Consider the following 23,350-nt stretch of genomic DNA (forward strand, 5'->3'; position numbering starts at 1 on the left):
CAATGCGTCTGTCGCACGCCATCGTGGTCGCACTTGCCGTCCCGGCGCTCCTGAGCGCGCCGGCGGGCGCGCGCGCCCTCGCCGCCAAGGCCTCAGTGCCCTGGGACAAGCTCGAGGCCACGAGCCCGGATCGCGTCGTCGCGAAGGCCTACGCCGGCCGCGACGACGCGTTGCAGGTGCGCGTCAGGCCGGGTGACAGCCCGACCCGCAGCGGCGAGCGCACGGAGATGGTCTACACGCAGGCGCACTCGCTGGGCTTCGAGGGCCAGACGGCGACCTATCGCTTCTCGACGCGCTTCCCGTCCGGCTTCAACTACGTCCCGGGCTCGACGTGGAACATCTTCGCCCAGTTCCACGAGACCGACCCCGACGGCTGCCATCCGAATCTCGCGCTGCAGATCAACGCGAAGAAGACCCCGCCGGTGCTGCGGCTGCAGACCCGCGGCGGCGAGCTCGACACCGCCACCTGCGAGCCCGAGTTCACGCCCAGCTGGGACTTCGGCGAGCTGCGCTACGACCGCTGGTACGACTTCGCGCTGACGGTCCACTGGTCGGCGGACCCCGCGGAGGGCTGGGTCGAGCTCTCGGACGGCGACCGGGTCGTCGTGCCGCGCAAGCGGACGGCGACGCTCTACCCCGGACAGGGCGTGTACTTCAAGCAGGGCTTCTACCGCCAGGCCTCGGACTTCGAGTCGCTGCTGTTCCAGACGCCGGTCAGTTCGGCGTCGCGTACACGGTGATCGTCTCTTTGAACCCCTTGAAGACCTTGATCGGCGCCGAGCGGGCGATCAGGTCCTTCAGCCGCGGGTCGTCAGGCGGCGCCTGCGTCCGGCTCGTGTAGGTGATCACGTACTGCGCGCGCGAGGCGCACAGGCGGGTCTTGTAGAACTTGCAGTAGGGCTGCGGAACGATCGCGCCGATCGTCTCCTCGGTCAGGATCAGCGAGTCCGCCGGCAGCGTGGAGGCGGCGTAGTCGCGCACCTGCCCGAGCGCGTTGTCCGAGCGCGACGCGAACCGCAGGTCGAAGGTGACGAGGTTCGCCGTGAGGATCACGACCATCGCGGCGATCCCGATGTTGGCCCATTTGAAGGTCAGCCCGCGCTCGCCCTTGAGCGCCATCAGCTCGCTGAACAGGAACAGCAGCAGCGGGATCTCGACCATCATGAAGTAGTGCGCCATCTTCAGCCCGGAGGCGGCGAAGGTGATCGCGGCGGCCGCGGCCCAGCCGTAGAGGACCGGGTCCGGGACGGCGTCGGTCGCGAACCGGCGGCGCACGAGGATCAGCGAGCGCCGGGCGACCATCAGCAGCGAGACGCCCGCGAGCAGCAGCGTCATCGTGAACACGATGTAGGGCCCGATGAACGCGTCGACGACCTGATCGAGGCCGGAGATCGAGCCGCGCGACTCCTTGTGACCGGTCAGGCGCTCGATCTGCACCTGGCTGGCGTCGAGGAACCAGTTGTGGGTGCCGTCCTGGAAGGCCAGGGTCATGCCCGCGATGTAGGCGGCGATCACGGCGAGCGCGACCGCGAGCAGCGTCAGGTGGCCGCGGACGTCGCGGCGGACGACCACGAACGTGATGCACACGGCCATCAGCACGTAGATGCCGACGTGCTTGAAGATCACCGTCGCGCCGACCAGCAGGCCCGCGAGCGCGTACGTGCGGGTGCGGTGGCTGCGCAGCGCCAGGTCATAGACCACGATCGCGGCGGCGGCGAAGACGAGCATCGTGTTCTCGATCCAGCTGACGCGGTTGGAGAACACGAGCCAGCCGTCGGTCGCGAGGACGATCAGCGGGATCAGCGCCAGGTTGCCCCAGCGGCGGCGCATGAGCGAGAACAGCAGCGCCAGGACGGCGATGCTCATCGTCGCCGCGAGGAAGCGCGCCGGGCCGATCCCGGTCCCGAAGACCCGCATCCACCCGCCCAGCAGCCAGAAGTAGAACGGCGGGTGGTACAGGTACGGCACCGTCTGCGAGCCGAAGTCCGCCTTCAGGTGCAGCCCGTCGCCGTTGGCCACGGAGGCGCCGATGTTGGCGTAGACCGGCTCGTCCCAGTCATAGCCCGGCTTGGACGCCAGGCCGGGGAACCGCATCAGGATCGCCAGCACGAAGACGGCGCCGAGCGCGAGCCGGTCCAGGGTGAGCGCGCCCAGCGTGCGGCCGGGCAGCGCGCGGGTGAGGGTCTTCGGGCTCACGCAGTGGCGCGGGCGCGGCTCAGGCCCGAGAGCATGCCGGCCGAGAAGGAGAGTCCGAGGATGAGCGTGACGGCGGGGAACATCACCGCAGAGATTCGGCCGGCGCGCAGGACACTGAAGCCGCTGAGCGCGAGGAAGCCGGCGAGGCCGGTGGCGATACCCGCGGCGGCGAGCACGGTCGCTCCCGGCACGGCGAAGGCCATCGAGGCCAGCAGGGCGACGCCGAGCACGAGCACCGCGCACACCGTGGCCAGGTCGCGGCGGCGCTTGCGCGAGAAGAACGCGTGCTTGTGCTTGTTGACGAACTGGGCGCAGCCACGGCCGGAGCGGTTGTACTCGCGGACGAGCTGACGCCAGCCCTGACGGTGGTAGTGGTCGGCGATCAGGCGCTGGGTGCAGAGGATCTCGAAGCCGGCGTCGACGATCCGCTGGAACCACTCGTAGTCCTCGTAGGAGAAGACGAACTCGGGGTCCAGCCCGCCGACGCGCTCGAAGACCTCGCGCGTGAAGAAGACGTTGGCGGTGATCGGCGGCTTGCAGCCCTTGCGGCCGAGCGTGGCGGCGTTGGCGACGTAGTCGTCGGCCATCCGCGGCGTCTTGGGCGCGAACGGGTTGCCGTCGACGTAGGTGCCCCAGAAGTCCTCGGCGACGCTCGCCATCGGGCCGGCGACGCAGGGCCAGGAGCCGAGCAGCTCGACGCCGGTCGCGACCCAGTCGCTCGGGAGGACCATGTCGGAGTCGGTCAGGCACAACACGTCGCCGGTGGCGGCGTCGAGGCCGAGGTTGCGCTTGTGGTTGGAGTCGCGCCCGCCGGTCTCGATCTGCGTCTCGATGATCCGGATGCGGCCTTCGTCGATGTGGGCGCGGACCGCGTCCCATGAGCGGTCGCCCACGTCGCCGACGAGCACGACCTCGATCGGGCCGGCGTAGGTCTGGGCCAGCAGCGAGTCGACCGTGCGGCCGATCGTGCGCTGGCTGTTCTTGACGGGGATGACGACGCTAACGGTTTGCATGCGAGAAGACCCAGAAGTGCGCGATGGCGTAGTTGACGAGGAAGGTGAGGCCGAGGCAGACCGTGTTGGCCGCGAGGTAGCCGGCGCCCGCGAGCGTGAGCAGCGAGAAGAGCGCCTGGTTGGCGGGGATGGTCACCACGCGCGAGGCGTGGAAGCGCAGCCACTGGCGCTTGGCGCTGGAGTGCTCGCGCCGGTCGCCCCAGGTCAGCCGGCGGTTGAGCACGAAGTTGAGCTCGACCGAGATCAGCGCCTGGACGAAATACGCCAGGTGCGCGGACCAGCCGAGGCCCTCGACGAGTGCGAAGAGGACCAGGTAGCCGAGCCCCATGACGGCCAGGCCGACCGCCGCGTAGGAGATCGACCGGCGCCCGCGGGTGGTGGGCGCCGAGGTGAGCGCGACGGCGCTCACGACTCGGCGAGCGCGACGTCGAGCGTGGGCAGCGCCGGGATGTAGTCGTTGCCGCGCGGGTAGTCGCGCTTGGCGAAGCGCAGCTGCGGGACGCGCAGCAGCGCCTCCTTGACGATCGACCCCGACATCTTGCTCTCGCCGAAGGTGCGGTCGTTGAAGACGATCGGCATCTCGGCGACCCGGGCACCGCCGCGGACGGCGCGGTAGGTCATCTCGATCTGGAAGACGTAGCCCTCGGAGGAGACCTGCTCGAGGCCGAGGCTCTGAAGCGTCTTGCGGCTCCAGCACTTGAAGCCGCCGGTGAGGTCGCGGACCGGCAGGCCGAGCAGGTTGCGGGCGTAGAACGAGCCGCCGCGCGAGAGGATCTTGCGCTGCAGGCCCCAGTCCGGCGTGGCGCCGCCGCGGACGTAGCGCGAGCCGAGCACGAGGTCGGCGTCCTCGGCGACCGCCAGCAGGTTCGGGACGTCCTCCGGGGCGTGCGAGAGGTCGGCGTCCATCTGGATGACGTGGGTCGCGCCGTGGTCCAGCGCGATCCGGAAGCCGGCCAGGTAGGCGCGGCCGAGGCCGTTCTTCGCGGTCCGATGCAGGACCTGGACCTCCGGATAGTCCGAGGCCAGCTCATCGGCCAGCTCGCCGGTGCCGTCGGGCGAGCCGTCGTCGACGACCAGGATCGAGAAGTTCGCGAGACCGACCGCGCGGCGGAGCTCCGTGAGGAGACGCCCGAGGACCTTCGGGAGGTTCTCGATCTCGTTATAGGTCGGGATCACGATCCACGGCCCCGCGACCGTCTTGTAGCCCTCGACCTCGACGTCGAAGTCCAGGTGCTCGATTCCCGCCGTGCTGAAGCGCTGAGTAGACATTCCCTTGCCTAGAAGCTCGACCCGGGGGCACCCCTGCGCCCCCCTTCCTGGCGCCGCAGATTGGCGCCGGATCCGGGCGCCAGAAGTCGGACGAATGTCCACCAATCGAACGGTTAGGTAAGGGGGTTGAAAGCCCTCGAAACCGTCGCGATATTGCGCTCGCTTGCAGCCTGGACGGAACCGGGCTGACACACGATTTGGAGGCTCTCTCCCCCATGAAGAAGGCAGCCCTGGCAGGGGCGCTGCTCGCCCTCGCGGTCCCGGCGACCGCACAGGCCGAAACGCTCAACTTCGATCTCCGGCAGACGCCGAAGACGCAGACCACGTTCGCCTACCACGAGTTCTACGTGGTGACCGTGGCCGGCACCGGCAGCTTCCACAAGCCGTCGGTCTGGGCGCACCCGGATCAGATCTTCTCGGCTCGCAGCTCGAAGCGCGCCGTGATCTGCGGCACGCCCGAGGCGGCGCCGATGTTCAACTCGCCGAACGCCACCGGCAAGGTCGGCTTCGACGCCGAGACGATCTTCGCCCGCCCGGTCGCCGAGGACGTCTGCGACGCCGAGAGCTCGCCGCGCCCGACCCGCCGGTTCGAGATCAACAACGGCGTGGCCTGGTTCCACCCGACGCCGCTCGACGGTCGCCACGTCGCGCCCAACGCCACGCACACGTACAGCTACGCGATCCGCGGCGAGGGCACCAAGGTCGGCTTCCGGATGCGCGACAACCCGGTCTCGGACAACTACGGCCGGTTCAAGCTGAACATCCGCCGCGCGAACGCGACCGACTGCGCCAACGGGCAGTGGATCCACTTCACCTGGGGCTACCAGGAGACCCACCCGGCCAATGAGGCCGAGTGCGCGGCGCTGGTCGACCCGGCGCCGGTGCAGCCGGACGCTGGCCTTTAAGTCCAGTTGGACAGGTGTTCAGGGGTCAGCCCGCTGACCCCTCGATACCACTCCCCGGAGATGAACTCCGCACTCTTTCGAGGCCTCTGCGCCGCGGCCGTCGCAGCCGGCATGGCCGCGACCCCCGCTCAGGCCGCTGAACGCCTCCAACTCGACAGCCGCGGCCCTGACGTGACGACGGCGCCGCTGCAGTCCGGCGCCGACTACTACGTCCAGGTCTCGGGCACCGTCTCGATCTGGCCCCGCAGCCAGTGGACCGCCAAGGGGACGCTCTGCGGCGCCGCCGAGTCCGGCCCGATGTACCCCTCCCCCGGCGTGGCCAACGGCCCGGTCGGCTGGGACGCCGAGACCGACTTCGCCGTCGCGCCCGGCGTCCCGTTCCACGGCTTCACCTGCGTGCCGTCGGACATCCCGTTCCACCTGACCGAGCAGACGCGCGGCGGCCTGCTCTTCGACGGCTCGCACGTCGAGCCGCTCGGCGGCCCGTTCAGCGTCCCGCAGGCGGACCACACCTACGTCTACCGCGTGACCGGCACCGGGGCGCCGCTGACGCTCCGGTTCGGCGACACGCCGAAGACCGACAACTACGGCGTCCTGAAGATCGCCGTGTTCAGCGCCGCCGAGTGGGACCCGGCCCAGACCGCCCCGCCCGCCCCGGCAGCGGCGGCCAAGGACACCGTCGGCGTCCTCGCGGTCTCGGCCAAGCATCGCTGCGCCAGCCGCCGCTACATCCGCATCCACCTGCGCGCCCCGAAGGGCGTCCACCTGCGCTCGGCGGTCGTGCGCTACGGCGGTCGCACGATCAGCCTCAAGGGCCGCAAGCTCAGGACCGCGGTCGACCTGCGCGGCCTGCCCAAGGGCGCCTTCAAGGTGCGCATCACGATGGTCACGACACGCGGCCAGACGCTCAAGGCCACGCGCACGTTCCGCACCTGCGCGCCCCGCCGGGGTTGAGGCCTGGCGGTCGTCCGCCACCACACCGGATTCCAGTTACCACGGACGGGGGATGGTGCGGTTATCCGCACCTCCCTAATCTTCAAGCAGTCCGAACACCCACACCGAGCCTCACCCGGGAGCGGCCCGTCACCGCCCCCGGCCTGTCCCGCCGGCGCACTCCGGCAACACCGTCATAGCTCGGGATTCCTGGAGGGAACATCACAAGAGGGCGCCCTGGTCACGGCGCCCTCTTTGTGTTTAACGGCAACAAAAAAGGGCGCCCCGCGGGGCGCCCTTTTCGAACCTAAAGGGGCCTGACCCCTTTAGGTTGCTACTTGATCTCGACGGAGCCGCCGGCCTCTTCGATCTCGGCCTTGAGCTTCTCGGCCTCTTCCTTGTCGACGCCCTCCTTGACGGGCTTGGGGGCCTCGTCGACGAGCGCCTTGGCCTCCTTGAGGCCGAGGCCGGTGGCCGCGCGGACGACCTTGATGACCTGGATCTTCTTGTCGCCGGCGGCGGTCAGGACGACGTCGAACGCCGTCTGCTCCTCGGCCTCCTCGGCAGCGTCGCCGCCGCCGCCACCGGCCGCCGGGCCGGCGACAGCCACGGCGGACGCGGAGACGCCGAAGGCCTCCTCGAGAGCCTTGATGCGCTCGGAAAGCTCGAGGACGGAGATCGACTTGAGCTCGTCGATCCAATCCTGGGTGCTGGTGGCCATGTTCTTAGTCCTCCGTGGGGGTCTCAGTGGAAGTGGGTGCTTCGGCGACCTCGGCGGCCGGGGCGGCAGCGGCGGCGCCGCCACCGATCAGGCCCTGATCGGCGATCGCCTGCAGCTGACGGGCGAGGCCCGCCGGCAGGTTGTTGAGGGCGGTCACGAGGCCGCTGAGCGGCGCGGCGACAGTGCCGACGAGGCGTCCGATGAGGACCTCGCGGCTCGGCAGCTGCGCGATCGCGTCGACGTCGTCGGGCGACAGCGCCTGGCCGTTCATCCAGCCGCCCTTGAACTCCAGAAGCGTGTTCTGGGTGCTGCGGCGGAAGTCGCGGAGCGCCTTGGCGGCCGCCGCGGCGTCGCCGCGGACGAACGTCATCGCGGTCGGGCCCGCGAGGAGCTCCTTCAGGCCGTCGGCGCCGACCTGGTCGGCGGCACGCTCGGCGAGCGTGTTCTTGACGACCGTGAAGGTCGAGTCGGCCGCGCGCAGCGCGGTACGCAGCTCGGCGGCCTGCGGCACAGAGATGCCGCGGTAGTCGACCGCGAAGACGGCCGAGGACTCCTGGATCGCCCCGGCCACCTCCTCGATGACCTGAGCCTTCTGCTCTCGGTTCAAGCGATTTCTCCTATCCCGGTCTTACGCGCGAACGCGCCGCCGGAGTCTGGGGAGAAGGCTGTGTCGGCGCGCGCTTACGCGGCGGACGCAGCCTCCGTCTCCACGAGGTCCTTGGTACGCGTCGGGTCGACCTTGATGCCGGGGCCCTGGGTCGACGCGAGCGTCACGGTGCGGATGTACTTGCCCTTGGCCGCGGACGGCTTGGCACGAATCAACTCTTCGATGATCGCCTGATAGTTCTCGAGCAGCTGCTCATCCGAGAACGACGTCTTGCCGACGGTCATGTGGACGATCGCCGTGCGGTCGGTGCGGTACTCGACCTTGCCGGCCTTGGACTCCTGGACGGCCTTGGCCACGTCCATCGTCACGGTCCCGACCTTCGGGTTCGGCATCTTGCCCGACGGGCCGAGGATGCGGCCGAGGCGGCCGACGATCGGCATCATGTCCGGCGTCGCGATCGCGACGTCGAAGTCCATGAAGCCCTCCTGGACGCGGGTCGCGAGGTCCTCGGCGCCGACGACGTCCGCGCCGGCCTCCTCGGCCTCGCGGGCCTTGTCGCCCTTGGCGAAGACGGCGATCTTGACTTCCTTGCCGAGGCCGTGCGGCAGCGCGATCGTGCCGCGCAGCTGCTCGTCCGCGTGGCGGACGTTGAGCCCGGTGCGGAAGTGCGCCTCGACGGTCTCGTCGAACTTCGCGCGCTTGACTTCCTTGATCAGCTTGACCGCCTCGGCGGGGGTGTACTCGCGCGTGCGGTCCACCTTGGTGCGGGCGTCGACGTAGCTCTTCCCGTGCTTGGCCATTACGCCACAACCTCCACGCCCATAGAACGCGCCGTGCCGGCGATGATCTTGGCCGCCTGATCGACGTCGTGGGCGTTGAGGTCGCCGAGCTTCTTCTCGGCGATCGCGCGCACCTGCTCGTTGGTGATCGTGCCGACCTTGGTGCGGTTCGGCTCACCGGAGCCCTTGTCGATGCCGATGGCCTGGCGGATCAGGACCGCGGCCGGCGGCGTCTTGGTGACGAACGTGAACGAGCGATCCTCGTAGACCGTGATGACGACGGGGATCGTGACCCCCATGTCGCCGGAGGTCTGGGCGTTGAACGCCTTCACGAACTCCATGATGTTGATGCCGTGCTGACCCAGAGCCGGGCCGACGGGCGGGGCCGGGGAAGCCTGCCCACCCGGCGCCTGCAGCTTGATTGTCGTCAGTACTTTCTTGGCCATTTCAGATCTTCTTCACCTGGTCGTACCCCACTTCCACGGGGGTTTCGCGGCCGAAGATGGAGACGAGCACCTTGAGCTTCGACGCGTCCTCGTTGATCTCGGAGATCTCGCCTGAGAAGTCCGACAGCGGGCCCGAGATCACCTTGACAGATTCGCCGATCGAGAACTGCGCCCTGCTCGGGACCTTCTGCGCCACCTCGCGGTGCAGCAGCCGGTCGACCTCAGCCTGGGTCAGCGGGATCGGCTCGTTGGAGGCCCCCACGAAGCCGGTGACGCCGGGCGTGCCCTTCACGACCTGCCAGGAGTCCTCGTTGAGGTCCATGTTCACCAGCACGTAGCCGGGCATGGTCCGCTTCTCGACGGAGATCTTCTGGTTGTCCTTCATCTCCTGGACCGTCTCGGTCGGAACGACGACCTGGCGCACGGCGCGCGTCTGGTTCAGGGATGAGACACGGTGCTCAAGGTTCTGCTTGACCTTGTTCTCGTGCCCGGAATAGGTGTTGATGACGTACCAGCGAAACATGTGAGGGGCGGCTGCCTTAAAGAATTGCCTGAATGATCGGGTTCCAGATCGCGTCGAGCAGCCCGAGATAGGCGCCGGCCACGATGACGAACCCGAGGGTCACCGCCGTGCCCTGGCCGACCTGACGCCGGTCCGGCCACTGCACGCGGCGCAACTCGGCGTAGGAGGCCCGCAGGAAGTCCGCCGCGCGACCGAAGAGGCCCTTGCGCGGGTGCGCGGGCTCGTTCGCGTGGTGGTGCTCCTCCGGCACCTGGGCCTCGCCGTTCGGGACGGCGGCGGTCTGCTGGAGCTCGTTGCCGGCACGACCGGCGGCCGCCGACGCCTCGGCACGCGCGGCGCGCTCCGCACGCGAGCGGCGACGCGGACGCTCCGGCCCGTCGGGACCGGCCTCGGCGATGTGCGCCTCGGTCACGGCCGGCTCGGCCTGCCCGAGCGGGTCGGGCGGCTCGGACTGGCCGAAATCGCGTTCGAAGTCGTCGTCGCGGACGCGGTCGTCGCCGAGGTCTTCCTCGGCGTCGCTCTCTCCCCGGCGTGGACGATCGGTGGCCATCGTGCGTTACCTAGCGGGTCTCGCGATGCCCGGTATGACGCCGGCACCACTTGCAGTACTTCCGCAGCGTGATGCGATCCGGGTTATTGCGCTTGGACTTCTTTGTCTGGTAGTTCCGGCGCTTGCACTCCTCGCATGCGAGGGTCACAGCGATCCGGACGTCTCCGCGGGCCATGACGGCGTGCTCCGAGAGTCGTGGGTTCGTGAATGCGCCGGGGCAAAGGAAAACCCCGCACCGGCGCGAGGTCGGCAAGGAAGGATAGCGCGCTAGCCCGCCGGGCTCAGGTACCGATCTACCACGACCTTCGGACGCTCCACCGGCGCCCCCGCCTCGGCCGACCACGCGAGCCGGACGAGCTGCGCGTGCGTCCACGCCAGCGGGGTCGCGGACTGGGTGCCTTCCCCCTGCTTGAAGCCATCTTTGCCCGTCGGCTCGCGCCCGTCCCAGACCTGTTCGGGAAGCATCCCGCCGCCGTTGGCGGTCTGGGCGATGTCCTGCAACAGAGTGTTCGCCCGCCGACCGGCGAGCAGCTCGTACTCGCCGCGCTCGCCCGCGAAGATCGGCCACGCGCGTCCGAGCGTGCGGCGTGTGTCGTCGTCGAAGATGCGCCACGATTTGCCGTCGCGGCGCTCGCCGTAGCCGTCGAAGTCGTAGCGGTGCCAGAAGCCGCCGGCGAGCAGACGGTCGTCGACGACCTTGACGGTGTTGACGATGACCGGGTCGGTCGGCGACTTGATGCCCAGCCGGACGAGCTCGAGGAAGCTGGGGTCCACGACGCGCCGTTGGTCGAGGTCAGACGGCCCCGAGTCGCCGATCGCGTAGGTCGTGCCCGTGTTCGGGTCCTTGTCCTTGGTCAGCCGCAGGTAGTACGGCGCGTCCGAGTACGGGCCGTTGGTGGTCGCCGTCCACTTCTGGACGTTGTTGGCCCAGGAGTCGGCCTTCTTGAGATAGGTCGTCAGGCGGGCGTCATCGCCGTTGAGCCGTGCGACGGCGGCCGCGCAGACGAGCCCGGCGATCTCGGCCGCGATCGTCGAAGGCGAGTAGCCGTCCTGGTTCTCCCAGCGGTCCTGCTCGGTCTCCGGCCCGTTCTCGACGATGTAGTCGGCCGCCTTGCGGATGTGCCGCCAGTCGCGCGCCCCGGTCCGGCCGAGCTGCCACGCGAGCACGATCGGCAGCCCGACCTGGTCCAGCTGCTCGGCCTTGAACTTCGGCGTGCCGTCGACCTGGGAGTTCTGCGGGAACGCGCCGTCGTCGAGCTGCTGCTCGTCGAAGAGGAAGTCGAGCGCCTCGTCCGCCGAGTCCTTGTCACCGGCGGCGAAGAGCGCGGTGGCGATCTGGTACAGGTCGCGTGCCCAGACGAGGTGGTACGGCGCGGAGCGCGGGTTGTCGGGGTCGATCCGCAGCTCGCCCCAGCCCCACGGCATCGTCGGCGACGCGACGAACGCGCCCGGGTTGTCCTTGTCCTCGTGGGCCTTGAGGACGAGCAGCGACGTCTCGTACTCCTTCAGGATCGGGACCGCCGCGGCCGGCGGCGGCTTGAGCTTGTTGCGCCACTCGACCCACCCGGCCTTGTAGTCGGAGGCGACGGCGTCGAAGCCGTCGCGCAGCGACAACATGGCGGCGTTGCGCGCGGCGGTTCCGAGCTTCGCGAACCCGATCGCCAGCGTCAGGTCGCGGTGCACGCCGCGGCCCGTGAGCCGCGTGTGCGCCTGCTGGACGACGTTGCCGGGCCGCAGCGCGTCGTAGGTGTGCTCGAGCAGATCCTCGGTGTGCCCCTTGTAGCCCGTGCTCGTGCGGGTCAGCGCGGGCCGCGCGACCAGCGCCGAGGCGATCCGGCTGTCGTGGCTGAGCAGGGCGTGCCCGCGCGTCCAGCCGACGTCGTCGGAGCCGTCGTTGTAGAGCTGCGGGTCGTAGGAGACCTCGACGTCGTGGTCCTTGCCGTCCAGCGACTCGAAGCGGACCTTGATCAGCACGACCGAGCGCTGCGGGTCGCTCACGTACGTGCGCGTGAGCCGCCACTTCGACGTCGACGACGTCTGCGTGTAGGTGAGTGTGTCCTCGGTCACCGCGCCCGTGCTCACGGTCCTGCCGTCGACCATGAAGTCCAGCGACCGCGCCGAGGGGTGGCTGAGGTCGGGGTAGTAGACCTCCGTCAGCCCGGCCTTGCGCAGCGTGAACCAGACACGGCTGGCCTTGGTCGCCGAGGTTCCGAAGCCCTGCTTGTCCGCGGGCGCCCACGTCGCCTTCCCGCCAGGAGCCCCAGGCGCGCGCTCGCGCGCGTACGCGGGCGCGCTGATCAGCAGCGCCAGCAGGACCGTTGTGAACGCCCGCAACATGCGCGGCAGCGTACAGTCGGGGCAATGGTCGTCAAGATCAACGCCATCGAGGTCGCCGAAGGCCGCGGCCCTGAGCTCGAAGCGCGCTTCGCGCGCCGCGCCGCCGAGGTCGACGGTCAGCCCGGCTTCCGCGGCTTCGAGCTCCTACGCCCGATCAAGGGCGAGGACCGCTACTTCGTCGTCACCCATTGGGACTCCGACGAGGACTTCCAGAACTGGGTCAAGTCCTCCGCGTTCACGCGAGGTCACGCGCAGGCGCGTGCGGACTCCAAGGGCACCGTCGCCCACGGGTCCGCGGTGCTGGAGTTCGAGGTGGTCGACCTCAGCTCGCCGGCGGAGTAGCCGGCGGCGGGGTCTCGTCGACCGCGAGCAGGAGCACGGTCATGTCGTCGGCTCGGCGCGCGGCGACGCAGAGGGCGACGGCCATCAGACAGCTGAGAAGCCACACGGTGGCGAAGCCGATGAGCCAGAGCATGTGCCTTGTATCGGCACGCACGAACCGCCCTTGAGGCGATTCGTACAAATGCTCAGAAGCGCCGTTCGTTGCGGCGCCGTTCCTCGTCTTCGCGGTCGCGCTCGGACTGCAGGCCGAGCTGCATCAGCACGTTGCCGAGCGCAACGAGCCCGGCGACGCCGATCAGGACGATCCCCGCTCCCAGCGGGGCGTCGCCGCCGATGATGATCAGGACGATCCCGGCGACGAGGATCGCCGCCGGGAGTCCGATCCGGAGGAGCTTCAACCCCACGCCACCGATTATGGACATGAGGGTTCACTGAACAGTCGGGTGTCGTTGACTCCGGCGGCCGGCACCGGTAGATGTTCGCCATGTCGACGCCGTCCCTCGCGCGGCCGATTCCCCAGACGTATGTGGTACGGGCCGTCCGGCGAACCCGCAACGACGCCGGCGTGACCCCACCGGTCGCGGACGAGGAGATCGTCGACGCACTGTTGCGCAACCGCCACGACTTCGAGGACGGCCTCCGGATACGTCTCGACAAGCAGTTCAAGGACTGCGACGTCGTGGGCGCATCGCTGCGCGACGTGCGCCTCGGCGGCGGTGTCCTGATCGACCTGGAGTTCAAGGTCAAGAGCCATAGGAACCTGGTCAAGCTCTCGGTGGGGTTCACCGAGGGAGTCGTGCTCCAGCTCGGCAAGCTCCTCGTGCGTGTGCTGCGCGAGCCGGTCGCGGTCTCGGTCACGGCCGCGCCCAACCGGCGCGCCAAGGCGACCTCGTCCAAGGCCGGTGGCGGCTGGGGGACGATGACGCCGGTGCTCGCGGCGATCGCCAGCGGGATCGGGGTCATCGGGTTCGTGACGTTTGTCGGCGGCGTGTTCGTGTGGGCGCGACTGAACGGCAATGGCTTCCCCGCCGCGCCGGCGCTCAGCGTCTATCCGCGGCAGGATCTGCTGGTGATCGGCGCCTCGACGCTGGTGCCGCAGGTGCTGATCGCGCTGGGCGCCGTGGCGGGGCTGACCGCGTTCTACCTGATCCTCCGCCAGATCCCGCGAGTCAAGGAACGGGAGCAGCTGGCGCGCGCCGGTCACCTTGACCACCTCACGTGGCCCGAGAGGATCGTCTGCGTGCTGCTCTTGATCATCGTCAGCCAGGTCCCTCGGTTCCTGGGCCTGACCGACGAGGTGCCCCTTGCCGCTCCCGTGCTGGTCCTCATCGCCGTGATCGCGGGCCTGATCGGCCTCGCTACGCGGCGGTTCGCCTACGTCGCGACTACCGCGTTCCTGGGGATCGGCGTGCTGATGAGCTACGTGGCGTTCGTGCGAGCGCGCAACGACAAGCAGATCCGCGGGGCCGCGCTGATCCGATCCGGGCAGACGCCCGTCACCGGGATCTACCTCACTGAGGGTGCCGGTCGCGTGTATCTCGCGCAGATCGAGTTCGACCGCCACGGCGTGCTCCGCGAGGACTTCAAACACATCATCGGGGTGGACAAGAGCGAGGTGACCGACCTCGCCGTCGCCGCGGCGCAACCGCCCGAAAAGGCGTTCGCCGACGCACAGAAGCTCAAGTCGGAGTTGTGCGGCTTCCAGCCCACCCCCGAGAAGCCGGCCGCCAGCGGCTGCGCTCCCACGCCGACGCCCACGCCTCCGAAACCGCCCGCGATCCCGCTCTACGCCGGCGGCGAGCGAACGCTCGACCCGGACGGCACGGTGCTGTTCGTGCTGCCGGCGTTCAAGGAGGACGCGATCGGCGTCGTCAGCTTCATCACACGCGAGCCCGTCCGCGTCGACGGCGCCGACAAGCCGCGCCGGATCAGCTTGGCGACGAAGCCGTTCCGCGGCCAGGCGGGTCACCCCGTCCGCATCCAATTGCGCCTGTCGACCCGAGCGCGGCGGTCAATGCGCGCTGCGGGTGGCGCGATGCCGGTCAGCATCCGGATCGTCGCGGTCGGAGCGACGGGGCTCGCGTCCCGCGACAGCTCCGGCTGCGTGGTGCTGCGCGCCGCGGCCGCTCGAGCCGCGGCGACGTGTTGATCACGCCGGGGCGTGTGCCGCGGCGGCCTCCTCGCGCGTCAGCGGGTTCTTGCCCCAGCGGGTGCTCTGGGCGTACTCGATCAGCCGCGGGAAGTAGTCGGTCAGGTGCGGGCACGCGATGCCGGCGGGGCCGAGCAGGGCGCGGGCGCGCGAGTCGTCGAAGACCATGTCCATGTCGAAGTACGGGAAGTACACGGCGGCGTGGTCGTCGGCGTGGGCGGAGCCGGTGCCGGTCGAGCCCGGGGCGACGACGGGCGGGCGCTCCTTGCCGAACGCGGCGCTGGTCATGCCCACGAGGTCGTCGACGGTGCAGGCTTCGCGGCCGCTGACCAGGTTCACGACCCCGCTCGACGACGAGTCCTCGAGCAGGTGCACGAGCGCGTCGGCGACGTAGTCGACCGGGACGACGTCCACCAGGGCCTCAGGCCGGGCGGGAACCTCGGCGAACAGGCCGCGGGAGAAGGCGCGGATCGGCCAATAGAGCACGTTGAACGCCGGCGTCCAGCCGGAGCCGGACTCGCCCATCACGATCGACGGGCGGGCGATCACCGGGTCCAGGTCGGACGCGTCGTTGACGACGTGCTCGGCCTCCCACTTGGTCTGCTCGTAGGTGTTGCGGAACTCCTGGCCCGCGTCGAGCTGGCGCTCGCGGAACGTGCCCTCGGTGATGCCGGCCACGTAGGCGGTGCTCACGTGGATGAAGCGATCCAGGCGGCCCGCGTTCTTGGCCTGCCGGGCGAGCCCGATGATCTCGCGCGTGCCCTCGACGTTGATCTGGCGCGCCTCGTCGAGCTCGAGGTCGAAGGAGATCGAGGCCGCGCAGTGCATGACCGCCTCGGCCTCCTCGGCGACCTGGCTGCGGGTGCCGGCGTCCATCCCCAGCCCCGGGGACGTGACGTCGCCGGCGACGGCGCGCGCCCGCTCGCGATACGGCGACGGGTCGCGCCACAGCTTGGCGAGGACGTCGTCCAACCGCTCCTGCGCGGCGACGTCGTCAGCCGCGCGCACGAGGGCGATCACTTCCCGATCGCCCTTCTCGAGCACGCGCGCCATGACCTCCATGCCGAGGAAGCCGGTCGCGCCCGTCAGGAAGACGGGAGATTTCACGCCTCCACCTCTTCCCGGAGCGGCACGATCTGCGTGCCCATCGCGTGGAAGCCGCCGTCGACGTGGATGACCTCGGCGGTGATCGCGCGCGACGCGTCCGAGAGCAGGAACGCGATCGTGTCCGCCACGGGCGTCGGATCCTCGACGTCCCACGGCAGCGGCGCCTGCTTCTCCCAGGCGGTGGCCAGGTCGCTGAACCCGGGGATGCCGCGTGCGGCGAGCGTCCCCAACGGGCCGGCGGAGACCAGGTTCACGCGCACGCGGCGGGGACCGAGGTCCCGCGCCAGGTAGCGCGACGTGGCCTCCAGCGCCGCCTTGGCGACGCCCATCCAGTCATAGACGGGCCACGCGACCTGGGCGTCGAAGTCCAGCCCGACGACCGACGCGCCCTCCTCGGGGAAGAGGTCGGCCAGCCCGACGGTCAGCGCCTTGAGCGAGAAGGCGCTGGTCTGGAAGGCCGTGACGGCGCTCTCGATCGGCGTGTTGAGGAAGTTGCCGCCGAGCGCGTCCTCCGGGGCGAACGCGATCGCGTGCAGGATGCCGTCCACGCGACCCCAGCGGTCGCGGAGATCCTCCGCGACCGCCTCGATGTCCGCCGGGTTGTTGACGTCGAGCTCGAGCACGTCCGGGACCGGGTCGAGCTTCTGCGCCGAACGGTCGGTCATGCGCTTGGCACGGCCGAACCCCGTCAGGACGACCTCCGCCCCGGCCTCCTGCGCCGCCTTGGCCGCCGCGTAAGCGATCGACTCGCGGTTCAGGACGCCCGTGATGAGGAGCTTCTTGCCTTCGAGGGTCATGCTGCCTCCAAACAGAGGACGGCGTTGTGGCCTCCGAACCCGAACGACGACGAGATCGCGATCGCGGGCTTGCCGTCGATGTTGAGCGGCTTGGCCTGGTGCGGGACGTAGTCGAGGTCGAGCCCCTCGCCCGGGTTCTCGAGCCCGAGCGTCGGCGGCGCGATCCGGTCGCGCAGCGCGAGCAGCGTCGCCACGGCCTCCACGGCGCCGGCGGCGCCGAGCAGGTGCCCGATCGAGGACTTCAACGACGAGATCGGGATCTGGTAGGCGCGCTCGCCGAGCGCGGTCTTCAGCGCGGCGGTCTCGGCGGCGTCGTTCAGCGACGTCGACGTGCCGTGCGCGTTGACGTAGACGACGTCCTCGGCGGTGATGCCGGCGTCGTCGAGCGCCGCCTGCATCGCGCGCGAAGGCCCGCCGCCCGTCTTGTCCGGGGCGGTCAGGTGGTACGCGTCGGCCGACGCGCCGTAGCCCTTCAGCGTGCCGAGGATCTTCGCGCCGCGCTTCTCGGCGCCCTCGCGCGTCTCGAGGATCAGGATCGCGCCGCCCTCGCCCATGACGAAGCCGTCGCGGTCCTTGTCGAACGGGCGCGAGATGCCCTTGACCGACAGCGCGTCGAGCGCACCGAACGCGGCGTTGGAGAGCGGCGTGATCGCCGCCTCCGAGCCGCCGGTGACGACGGCGTCGACCAGGCCGGACTCGAGCATCATCTTCGCGGCGCCGATGGCGTCCGCGCCGCCCGAGCAGGCGGAGACGATCCCGTGGCACGGGCCGAGCAGCTTGTAGCGCATGGAGACCGCGGCGGCCGCGGCATTGCTCATCATCAGCGGCACGGAGAGCGGCGGGACCTTCTTCGCCCCGCTCTCGATCAAGATCTCCTTGCCGCGCTCGAGCGTGCCGATGCCGCCGATGCCGGTGCCGAGGATCGATGCGATCTTCGTCCCGTCATACGGCAGCTCGTCGCTCCAGCCCGCCTCGGCCAGCGCCTCGTCGCCCGCGACCAGCGCGAACTGGGTGAAGCGATCCGCGCGGCGGACCTCCTTCACCGAGAGGTGCTCGGTCGGCTCGAACTCGCTCGCGCGGCCCTTGCCGTCCTGAATGCCGACGACGCCGGCACTCCAGCGCTCATGCAGCGTCCGAGCGCCGACTCCGAGCGGGGAGACGGCGCCGACGCCGGTGATGACGACTTCGCGGGTCAAGCCTTATCGACCACCAAGTTGATCGCGTCGGCGACGGTCTTGATCTTGCCGACGTCGTCGCCCTTGAGCGCCACGCCGTACTCGTCCTCGATGATCTGCGAGAGCTCGGCGAGGTCCAGCGAATCGACGTCGAGATCCTCGAACGTGGCCTCGTCGGTGATCTGCGACTCGTCGACGCCGAACTGCGGCAGCGCCTCGTAGACGGTCTTCTGGACGGCTTCGCGGGTGACAGTGGCCATGTGTTGTTCTCCTTGAGGTGGTTTAAGCGGACATTCCGCCGTCGACATAAAGCGTGGTGCCGGTGACGTAGCTCGCGTCGTCGGACGCGAGGAACCTCACCGCGGCGGCGACTTCCTCCGGGGTGCCCTGACGGCGGGCCGGGATCGCCTTGACGATCTCGTCCGTGGCCAAGTCGGCCGTCATGTCGGTGGAGATGAAGCCCGGAGCGACCGCGTTGACGGTCACCCCGCGCCGCGCGACTTCGGCGGCGATGGTCTTGGTCATGCCGATCAGGCCGGCCTTGGCCGCGGCGTAGTTGGACTGCCCGGCGTTGGCCCGTGGGCCGACGACCGAGGCGATGTTCACCACCCGCCCGTAGCGGGCCTTGATCATCGAGCGCAGCGCGTCGCGCGTGAGCCGGAACGCGGGCGACAGGTTGGTGCCGATCACCACGTCCCAGTCCTCGTCGGTGAGCTGGAGCGCGATGTTGTCGCGCGCCACACCGGCGTTGTTGACGAGCCCCAGCACGGGGCCGCCGAACGCGTCCTCGACCTGCTTGAGCAGCGCCTTGGAGTCGCCGCCCGCGACGTCGGCCTGGAAGCCCTGGGCGTTCCCACCGGCCTCCTTGATCGCGTCGATCACGGCCTGCGCGCCGTCGGGGTCGCTGCGATAGTTGACCGCGACGTTCCAGCCGTCGGCGGCGAGGGCTTTTGCGATCGCCGAGCCGATGCCCTTCGAGGCGCCGGTGACCAGCGCGGTGGCGTCGTCAGGTCTACTCATCCGCTCCACTCCATCACGCCGGCGCCCCACGTGAAGCCTGCCCCGATCGCGGCGACCAGGACCTTGTGCCCGGGGCGCAGGCGGCCGTCCTCGCGGGAGAGGCTGAGCGTCAGCGGGATCGACGCCGCGGAGGTGTTGCCGAGCTGCGCGATGTAGTCGGCGACCTTGCTCGAGTCCAGCTCCAGGCGCTCGCCCACGGCCTTGAGGATCCGCGAGTTGGCCTGGTGGTAGACGAACAGGTCGATGTCGTCGAGCTCGAGGCCCGCCGCGCTGACCGCGTAGATCGTCGACTCCGAGAGGCGCTTGATCGCGATCTTGAACGTCGAGATGCCGTCCATGCGGATGTACGGGTCCTCCAGCGAGGCCACGATCGTGTCCCCGAGCCCGCCGTCGGCGGTCAGGTCGATCGGGCCGATGCCGCTCCCGGACGTCGTCGGTCCGAGCACGACGGCGCCCGCGCCGTCGCCGAAGAGCATGCCGGTCTTCTTGTCGTCGAAGTCGGTGATGCGGGTCAGCTTCTCCGCGCCGATCAGCAGGACACGCTCCGCGCGGCCGACCTCGATCATCGCGGCGGCCTGCGCGAGGCCGGCGAGGAAGCCGGTGCAGGCGGCGCCGATGTCGAACGCGGCGGCGCGTTCGGCGCCGATCGCATGGGCGACGCGCGGCGCGCAGTTGGGCGTGATCTCGTCCGCGCTCATCGTCGCGACGATCACGTAGTCGAGATCCGCGGCGTTGGTGCCCGCGTCCTGCAGCGCGCGGCGGGCGGCGAACACGGCCATGTCGGTCGTGCCCTCGTTGGCCGCGGCGCGGCGACGCGCCTGGATGCCGGTGCGCTTGACGATCCAGTGGTCGTCGACCCCGATCCGCTCGGCGATGTGCCCGTTGGGGACGATCTCGGTCGGCAGGTAGTGGCCGAGGCCGATGATCGTCGCCGTGCGCGGCGGCGCCGGGCGGTTGGCGAGGCGGGCGCCGGCGCGGGCGACCTCCTGCAGCTCGGGCGGCAGCACAGCGCTAGGCATGGACAAGTCCTTCGGCGGGGGTCTCGAATACGACGCCCTTGAGGATGCGCTTCCCCATCCGGGCGAGCACCTTGCCGGGGCCGACCTCCACGAAGGAGGGCGCGCCGGCCTCGTGCAATGCGATCACGGTCTCACGCCAGCGCACCGGCCGGGTGAGAGCGGTGGCCAGCTCCTCGCGCACGTCCGTGAACGGTGCGGCGGAGGCGCCGGAGAAGACGGTGAAGCTCGGCTCGCCCAGCTCGACCTTGTCGAGCGCGGCGCGGAACTCGCCCACCGCGGGCTCCATCGCGGGCGAGTGGAACGCGCCGGCGACGTTGAGGCGGATCACGCGGGTGTTGCGCGCGGTCGCGACCTCCTCGGTCTTGTCGAGCGCGTCGAGCGAACCCGAGAGGACGACCTGCCCGGGGGCGTTGTCGTTGGCGACGGTGACGCCGCCTTCGGCAGCGATCTCGCGCGCGTCCTGGAGGCTTGCGCCGACGAGCGCCAGCATCGAGCCGTTGCGCGCCTCGCCCATCAGCTTGCCGCGCAGGACGACGAGCTCGAGCGCGTCGTCGCGCTTGAGGACGCCGGCGGCGACGAGCGCTGCCAGCTCGCCGAGCGAGTGCCCGGCGCCCGCGGAGGGGTGCAGGTCCAGCGCGTCCCAGCCGACCACCGACGCGCAGAAGATCGCGGGCTGTGCGAAGCGGGTGTTCTCTTCGACGCGGGCGAAGGGGTCTTCGCCGACGAGCTCGGTGACTCTTTCGAGGAGCTCGGGGGCGCGCTGGGCGACGAGGTCGCGCATCTCAGGGGTGTGGCTCCCCTGGCCCGGGAAGAGCGCCGCGGGTTGTGTTGCGTTGCTCACACCTGCACCGTTACGCACCGGCTCGCGCCGTCCCACCCTCGCTTCGGCGCTACCCCCTCGTTGGGGGGTGCCGAACCCCCTACGTCACGAAATCAGGCCCAGACGCTGGGCCTTCTGGACCGCTTCGGCGCGATTTCGCACGCCGAGCTTGCGATAGAGGCTGGAGGTGTGCTCCTTGACGGTGTGCGGGCTGAGGAACAGGCTGCTCGCGATCTCGCGGTTGGTGGCGCCGCTCGCCACCGCCTCGAGGACCTCGCGTTCGCGTTCGGAGAGCGGCGGCCCGGCGGGGGACTCGTGGGGCTTGAAGACGGTCATCCCGAGGCCGACCATGCGGACGGCGCCGGCGATGTCGGCGGCGGGCCAGTCCTTGGAGATGAAGCCCGAGGCGCCCGCGGCCTTGGCGGCGTTGGGGCTGATCCGGCCCGCGCCGGAGATCAGCAGGACGTTGATGCGGGGCGAGAGCGCGATCAGCTGCTGGCAGATCTCCGCGCCGGACTCCTGGCCGACGAAGAGGTCCACCAGCGCGACGTGCGGGTCGTAGCGTCGTGCGAGCGCCAGCGCCTCCTGGGTGTTGCGCGCGGACAGCGTGCGCTCCACCCACGGCTGTTCGCCGAGCATCATCCGCAGGCCCCAGTGCACGACCTCGTGGTCGTCGACGACGAGGACGCGGAGCTTGCGGTCCGAGCTCCCGCTGGCGATCCGGGACGGGTTGAGATCAGGTCCGGTCAAGGGGTACAGCCAGTCTGACGCGCCACGTTCCGGGCTCGCGCTCGCCGAACTCGACGATCCCGCCGAGCTGCAGCGCCTCGAGCGCCGCGAGCTTGAGGCCCATCCCGTGCTGGCGCGCCTTCCCGCGCACGCCGTCGTTCGTGACGTCGAGGACGAGCGTGTCGCTGTCGTGGATCGCGAGGCTGACCTCGACCCGGGTCGGCCCGGCGTGCTTGTGGGCGTTGCGGACCGCCTCGGCGAGCACCGACTGGGCCAGCGGCTCGAGCTCGTGCGGGATCTCGATCTGCTCTGAGCCTTCGCGCAGCGTGAGATGGAGGTCGCGGTGCTCTCGTCTGAGCCGCTCGACCTCTTCGAGGAGGGTCGTCTCGGTCTCCGGCGCGGCGCGTCCGAGCGGGCGCTGGAGCGCGCGGCGCAGGTCCTGCAACGCGGCTTGCAGCTCCGCGCCGATGCGTTCCCGCGCCGCCGGGCTGAGCTCCGCCTGGCTGGAGAACACGAGCTGGATGCCGAACAGGCGCTGGATCACGGACTCGTGCACCTCGCGCGCGAGGTCCATGCGTTCCTGCAGCTGGCGGGCCTGCGCCTGCTTGTTGGTGGCGAGGCGGGCGAAGGCGGCCAGCGCGGCGGTCTTGCCGAGCGTGTAGAGCAGGTAGCGCTCGGGGTCGCTCAGCGGAGGCTTGTCCGGGCCGCGGTCGGAGAGGATCACGCCGAGCCAGCGGCCCGCGGCCGCCATCGGCGTACAGACCAGGGTGGACTGCTCGACGAGGCCCTTGAACTCGTCGGGGACGCCGATCGCGTTCGGGATCTCGATCACCCGGTCCTCGACCAGCGACTCGCGGGCGACCGGGACGGTCTCGACCGTCACCTGGGCGTCGAGGAAGGTGTCGAGGTCGATCCCGAAGCTGCCCGCCGCGCGGACGCGCCGACGCGCGCCGTCGTAGCGGAAGATCACGGCGCGGTCCATGTCGGCGAGCCGGCAGGTCGCCTCGCACAGACGGCTGTAGAACGCGTCGGAGCTCGGGTCCGACTCCACGCGCGAGAGCAGTTCGACGAACGTCTCGAGCGCGTCGATGCGAACGGTCGGCTCGGTGGGTGGGGCGGTGTGGCTCTCCATCCTGGTGCGAACGCTACTCGTCCAGGAGGCGACCCACACCCGCCAGGTCGAAGACCCGCCGGACCGCGGGTGAGGCGCGGCGGATCTCGAACCGCCAGCCGTTGCTCTCGGCGATCAGGTGGGCGTCCATCAGCATCGTCAAACCGGTCGAGTCCATGAACGTGACCTCGGCCAGATCGAGCGCCACGGCGTGGCCCTGGCGGCGGAAGCGCTGCAGCATCTCGACCAGCTCAGGAGCGGTCGCGATGTCCAGCTCGCCGTGGACGACGAGCAAGCGGTCTCCGCGGAGGTCGGCGACCTCCGTGACCTTCCACCGGGTGGGGCCGCCGGACGGGCTCGTGCATTGGAAGCTAGCGCACTAGTGCCGCCGCAGGACGAACCAGACGGTCGTACCGTCATCGGAGTCGATGCCCCAGCGGTCCGCGAGCTGGCCGACGAGGAACAGGCCGAAGCCTCCGGGCTCGTCCAGGCCGCCGATCCGCGGCCCCGGCGTGAAGCCGCCGTTGTGGTCGCAGACCTCGATGCGGACCTCGGCGTTCCAGTGCGCGTGGAGCTGGACCGGGTGCTTGCCGTCCCCGTACTTGACAGCGTTGGTGACGAGCTCGGACACGAGCAGCTTGACCGTCTCCGCCTCCCCGCCGACGAGGTGCGCGTCCATCGCGTCACACACCTTGGTGCGCGCCTCGGCGACCGAGCTGGGCTCGGCCGGGAGCGTGAGGTCGAACGATCCGTCCATCTTGGGATTGGCGTGCCCATCGCCTTGCGGGCGGAAACGCCCGCG

Annotated in this window: 30 protein-coding genes; 5 read left to right on the forward strand and 25 right to left on the reverse strand. The window is 70.1% G+C overall.

Going from position 1 to position 23,350, the window contains the following annotated elements; all coding sequences use genetic code 11:
* Positions 1-2: 2 nt before the first annotated feature.
* Positions 3-740: a polysaccharide lyase family 20 protein gene (locus G569_RS0100685; RefSeq protein ID WP_028061980.1), complete on the forward strand. Its 738-nt coding sequence runs from the start codon at positions 3-5 to the stop codon at positions 738-740.
* Here the strand turns inward: G569_RS0100685 and G569_RS0100690 are convergent.
* The 4 genes from G569_RS0100690 to G569_RS0100705 are packed head-to-tail and all read right to left on the reverse strand — an operon-like array spanning position 715 to position 4,478.
* Entirely contained in the window at positions 715-2,196 is a 1,482-nt protein-coding gene (locus tag G569_RS0100690; RefSeq protein WP_028061981.1) for an ArnT family glycosyltransferase, read from the reverse strand. The two genes, G569_RS0100685 and G569_RS0100690, sit on opposite strands and share 26 nt — an antisense overlap.
* Positions 2,193-3,209 carry a glycosyltransferase gene (locus G569_RS0100695; RefSeq protein WP_028061982.1) on the reverse strand — a complete coding sequence of 339 codons (1,017 nt, stop codon included), beginning with the start codon at positions 3,207-3,209 and terminating at the stop codon, positions 2,193-2,195. The genes G569_RS0100690 and G569_RS0100695 overlap by 4 nt, the downstream gene beginning before the upstream one ends.
* Complete coding sequence (locus tag G569_RS0100700; RefSeq protein ID WP_028061983.1) at positions 3,196-3,618, reverse strand: GtrA family protein; 423 nt, start codon at positions 3,616-3,618, stop codon at positions 3,196-3,198. Before G569_RS0100700 ends, G569_RS0100695 begins: the two co-directional genes overlap by 14 nt.
* Entirely contained in the window at positions 3,615-4,478 is an 864-nt protein-coding gene (locus G569_RS0100705) for a polyprenol monophosphomannose synthase (protein WP_084283996.1), read from the reverse strand. The genes G569_RS0100700 and G569_RS0100705 overlap by 4 nt, the downstream gene beginning before the upstream one ends.
* A 215-nt stretch (positions 4,479-4,693) precedes the next feature.
* Between G569_RS0100705 and G569_RS0100710 the strand changes: the two genes are divergently transcribed.
* Both G569_RS0100710 and G569_RS0100715 read left to right on the forward strand, forming a co-directional pair.
* Positions 4,694-5,383 carry a hypothetical protein gene (locus G569_RS0100710; protein ID WP_028061985.1) on the forward strand — a complete coding sequence of 230 codons (690 nt, stop codon included), beginning with the start codon at positions 4,694-4,696 and terminating at the stop codon, positions 5,381-5,383.
* A gap of 60 nt (positions 5,384-5,443) precedes the next feature.
* Positions 5,444-6,337 carry a hypothetical protein gene (locus tag G569_RS0100715; protein ID WP_157591736.1) on the forward strand — a complete coding sequence of 298 codons (894 nt, stop codon included), beginning with the start codon at positions 5,444-5,446 and terminating at the stop codon, positions 6,335-6,337.
* A 313-nt stretch (positions 6,338-6,650) separates the two neighbouring features.
* On the opposite strand, the gene rplL is transcribed toward G569_RS0100715, so the two are convergent.
* The 8 genes from rplL to G569_RS0100750 form a co-directional block, all read right to left on the reverse strand.
* Positions 6,651-7,037, reverse strand: a complete 387-nt coding sequence (rplL, locus tag G569_RS0100720; RefSeq protein ID WP_028061987.1) for a 50S ribosomal protein L7/L12 — start codon at positions 7,035-7,037, stop codon at positions 6,651-6,653.
* A gap of 4 nt (positions 7,038-7,041) precedes the next feature.
* A complete protein-coding gene (rplJ, locus tag G569_RS0100725; RefSeq protein ID WP_028061988.1) occupies positions 7,042-7,644 on the reverse strand; it encodes a 50S ribosomal protein L10 in 603 nt (200 codons plus the stop codon).
* A gap of 74 nt (positions 7,645-7,718) precedes the next feature.
* Positions 7,719-8,444 carry a 50S ribosomal protein L1 gene (rplA, locus tag G569_RS0100730; protein WP_028061989.1) on the reverse strand — a complete coding sequence of 242 codons (726 nt, stop codon included), beginning with the start codon at positions 8,442-8,444 and terminating at the stop codon, positions 7,719-7,721.
* Positions 8,444-8,869, reverse strand: coding sequence for a 50S ribosomal protein L11 (rplK, locus tag G569_RS0100735; protein WP_028061990.1), 426 nt, complete (start codon positions 8,867-8,869; stop codon positions 8,444-8,446). The genes rplA and rplK overlap by 1 nt, the downstream gene beginning before the upstream one ends.
* Before the next feature lies 1 nt (position 8,870).
* The gene (nusG, locus tag G569_RS0100740; RefSeq protein WP_028061991.1) at positions 8,871-9,392 is read right to left on the reverse strand and encodes a transcription termination/antitermination protein NusG; all 522 of its coding nucleotides are present in this window, start codon (positions 9,390-9,392) and stop codon (positions 8,871-8,873) included.
* Between the two features lie 16 nt (positions 9,393-9,408).
* Positions 9,409-9,942, reverse strand: a complete 534-nt coding sequence (secE, locus tag G569_RS60715) for a preprotein translocase subunit SecE (RefSeq protein WP_037494136.1) — start codon at positions 9,940-9,942, stop codon at positions 9,409-9,411.
* A gap of 10 nt (positions 9,943-9,952) precedes the next feature.
* On the reverse strand, positions 9,953-10,117 hold the full coding sequence (rpmG, locus tag G569_RS60720) for a 50S ribosomal protein L33 (RefSeq protein WP_084283998.1): 165 nt from the start codon (positions 10,115-10,117) through the stop codon (positions 9,953-9,955).
* Between the two features lie 92 nt (positions 10,118-10,209).
* Positions 10,210-12,279 carry a glycoside hydrolase family 15 protein gene (locus G569_RS0100750; protein WP_028061992.1) on the reverse strand — a complete coding sequence of 690 codons (2,070 nt, stop codon included), beginning with the start codon at positions 12,277-12,279 and terminating at the stop codon, positions 10,210-10,212.
* 24 nt (positions 12,280-12,303) lie between these two features.
* Here G569_RS0100750 and G569_RS0100755 point away from each other — a divergent pair, with 24 nt between their 5' ends.
* The gene (locus tag G569_RS0100755; protein ID WP_028061993.1) at positions 12,304-12,621 is read left to right on the forward strand and encodes an antibiotic biosynthesis monooxygenase family protein; all 318 of its coding nucleotides are present in this window, start codon (positions 12,304-12,306) and stop codon (positions 12,619-12,621) included.
* On the opposite strand, the gene G569_RS62155 is transcribed toward G569_RS0100755, so the two are convergent.
* The gene (locus G569_RS62155; protein WP_157591737.1) at positions 12,602-12,754 is read right to left on the reverse strand and encodes a hypothetical protein; all 153 of its coding nucleotides are present in this window, start codon (positions 12,752-12,754) and stop codon (positions 12,602-12,604) included. The two genes, G569_RS0100755 and G569_RS62155, sit on opposite strands and share 20 nt — an antisense overlap.
* A 52-nt stretch (positions 12,755-12,806) precedes the next feature.
* The gene (locus tag G569_RS0100765; RefSeq protein ID WP_157591738.1) at positions 12,807-13,025 is read right to left on the reverse strand and encodes a hypothetical protein; all 219 of its coding nucleotides are present in this window, start codon (positions 13,023-13,025) and stop codon (positions 12,807-12,809) included.
* Between the two features lie 80 nt (positions 13,026-13,105).
* Between G569_RS0100765 and G569_RS0100770 the strand changes: the two genes are divergently transcribed.
* Positions 13,106-14,770, forward strand: a complete 1,665-nt coding sequence (locus G569_RS0100770) for a hypothetical protein (protein WP_028061995.1) — start codon at positions 13,106-13,108, stop codon at positions 14,768-14,770.
* On the opposite strand, the gene G569_RS0100775 is transcribed toward G569_RS0100770, so the two are convergent.
* The 11 genes from G569_RS0100775 to G569_RS44515 all read right to left on the reverse strand — a co-directional run bounded on the left by G569_RS0100775 (position 14,771) and on the right by G569_RS44515 (position 23,305).
* The gene (locus G569_RS0100775; RefSeq protein WP_028061996.1) at positions 14,771-15,877 is read right to left on the reverse strand and encodes an SDR family oxidoreductase; all 1,107 of its coding nucleotides are present in this window, start codon (positions 15,875-15,877) and stop codon (positions 14,771-14,773) included. It abuts the gene before it with no gap.
* Positions 15,874-16,674, reverse strand: coding sequence for an enoyl-ACP reductase FabI (gene fabI, locus G569_RS44500; protein WP_037494139.1), 801 nt, complete (start codon positions 16,672-16,674; stop codon positions 15,874-15,876). The genes G569_RS0100775 and fabI overlap by 4 nt, the downstream gene beginning before the upstream one ends.
* Positions 16,671-17,870 carry a beta-ketoacyl-[acyl-carrier-protein] synthase family protein gene (locus G569_RS0100785; RefSeq protein ID WP_028061997.1) on the reverse strand — a complete coding sequence of 400 codons (1,200 nt, stop codon included), beginning with the start codon at positions 17,868-17,870 and terminating at the stop codon, positions 16,671-16,673. Before G569_RS0100785 ends, fabI begins: the two co-directional genes overlap by 4 nt.
* The gene (locus G569_RS0100790) at positions 17,867-18,109 is read right to left on the reverse strand and encodes an acyl carrier protein (RefSeq protein WP_028061998.1); all 243 of its coding nucleotides are present in this window, start codon (positions 18,107-18,109) and stop codon (positions 17,867-17,869) included. Before G569_RS0100790 ends, G569_RS0100785 begins: the two co-directional genes overlap by 4 nt.
* A 22-nt stretch (positions 18,110-18,131) precedes the next feature.
* On the reverse strand, positions 18,132-18,869 hold the full coding sequence (fabG, locus tag G569_RS0100795; RefSeq protein WP_028061999.1) for a 3-oxoacyl-ACP reductase FabG: 738 nt from the start codon (positions 18,867-18,869) through the stop codon (positions 18,132-18,134).
* Positions 18,866-19,888: a beta-ketoacyl-ACP synthase III gene (locus tag G569_RS0100800; RefSeq protein ID WP_084283999.1), complete on the reverse strand. Its 1,023-nt coding sequence runs from the start codon at positions 19,886-19,888 to the stop codon at positions 18,866-18,868. The genes fabG and G569_RS0100800 overlap by 4 nt, the downstream gene beginning before the upstream one ends.
* Positions 19,881-20,729 carry an ACP S-malonyltransferase gene (locus G569_RS44505; protein WP_157591739.1) on the reverse strand — a complete coding sequence of 283 codons (849 nt, stop codon included), beginning with the start codon at positions 20,727-20,729 and terminating at the stop codon, positions 19,881-19,883. The genes G569_RS0100800 and G569_RS44505 overlap by 8 nt, the downstream gene beginning before the upstream one ends.
* A gap of 84 nt (positions 20,730-20,813) precedes the next feature.
* A complete protein-coding gene (locus G569_RS0100810; protein WP_245602327.1) occupies positions 20,814-21,458 on the reverse strand; it encodes a response regulator transcription factor in 645 nt (214 codons plus the stop codon).
* Positions 21,445-22,569, reverse strand: coding sequence for a GAF domain-containing sensor histidine kinase (locus tag G569_RS0100815; protein WP_028062002.1), 1,125 nt, complete (start codon positions 22,567-22,569; stop codon positions 21,445-21,447). Before G569_RS0100815 ends, G569_RS0100810 begins: the two co-directional genes overlap by 14 nt.
* A gap of 13 nt (positions 22,570-22,582) precedes the next feature.
* Positions 22,583-22,843 carry an STAS domain-containing protein gene (locus tag G569_RS44510; RefSeq protein ID WP_053225652.1) on the reverse strand — a complete coding sequence of 87 codons (261 nt, stop codon included), beginning with the start codon at positions 22,841-22,843 and terminating at the stop codon, positions 22,583-22,585.
* Between the two features lie 84 nt (positions 22,844-22,927).
* A complete protein-coding gene (locus G569_RS44515) occupies positions 22,928-23,305 on the reverse strand; it encodes an ATP-binding protein (RefSeq protein WP_053225653.1) in 378 nt (125 codons plus the stop codon).
* Between the last annotated feature and the right edge of the window lie 45 nt (positions 23,306-23,350).

The organism is Solirubrobacter soli DSM 22325, from assembly GCF_000423665.1.
Taxonomy (GTDB): domain Bacteria; phylum Actinomycetota; class Thermoleophilia; order Solirubrobacterales; family Solirubrobacteraceae; genus Solirubrobacter; species Solirubrobacter soli.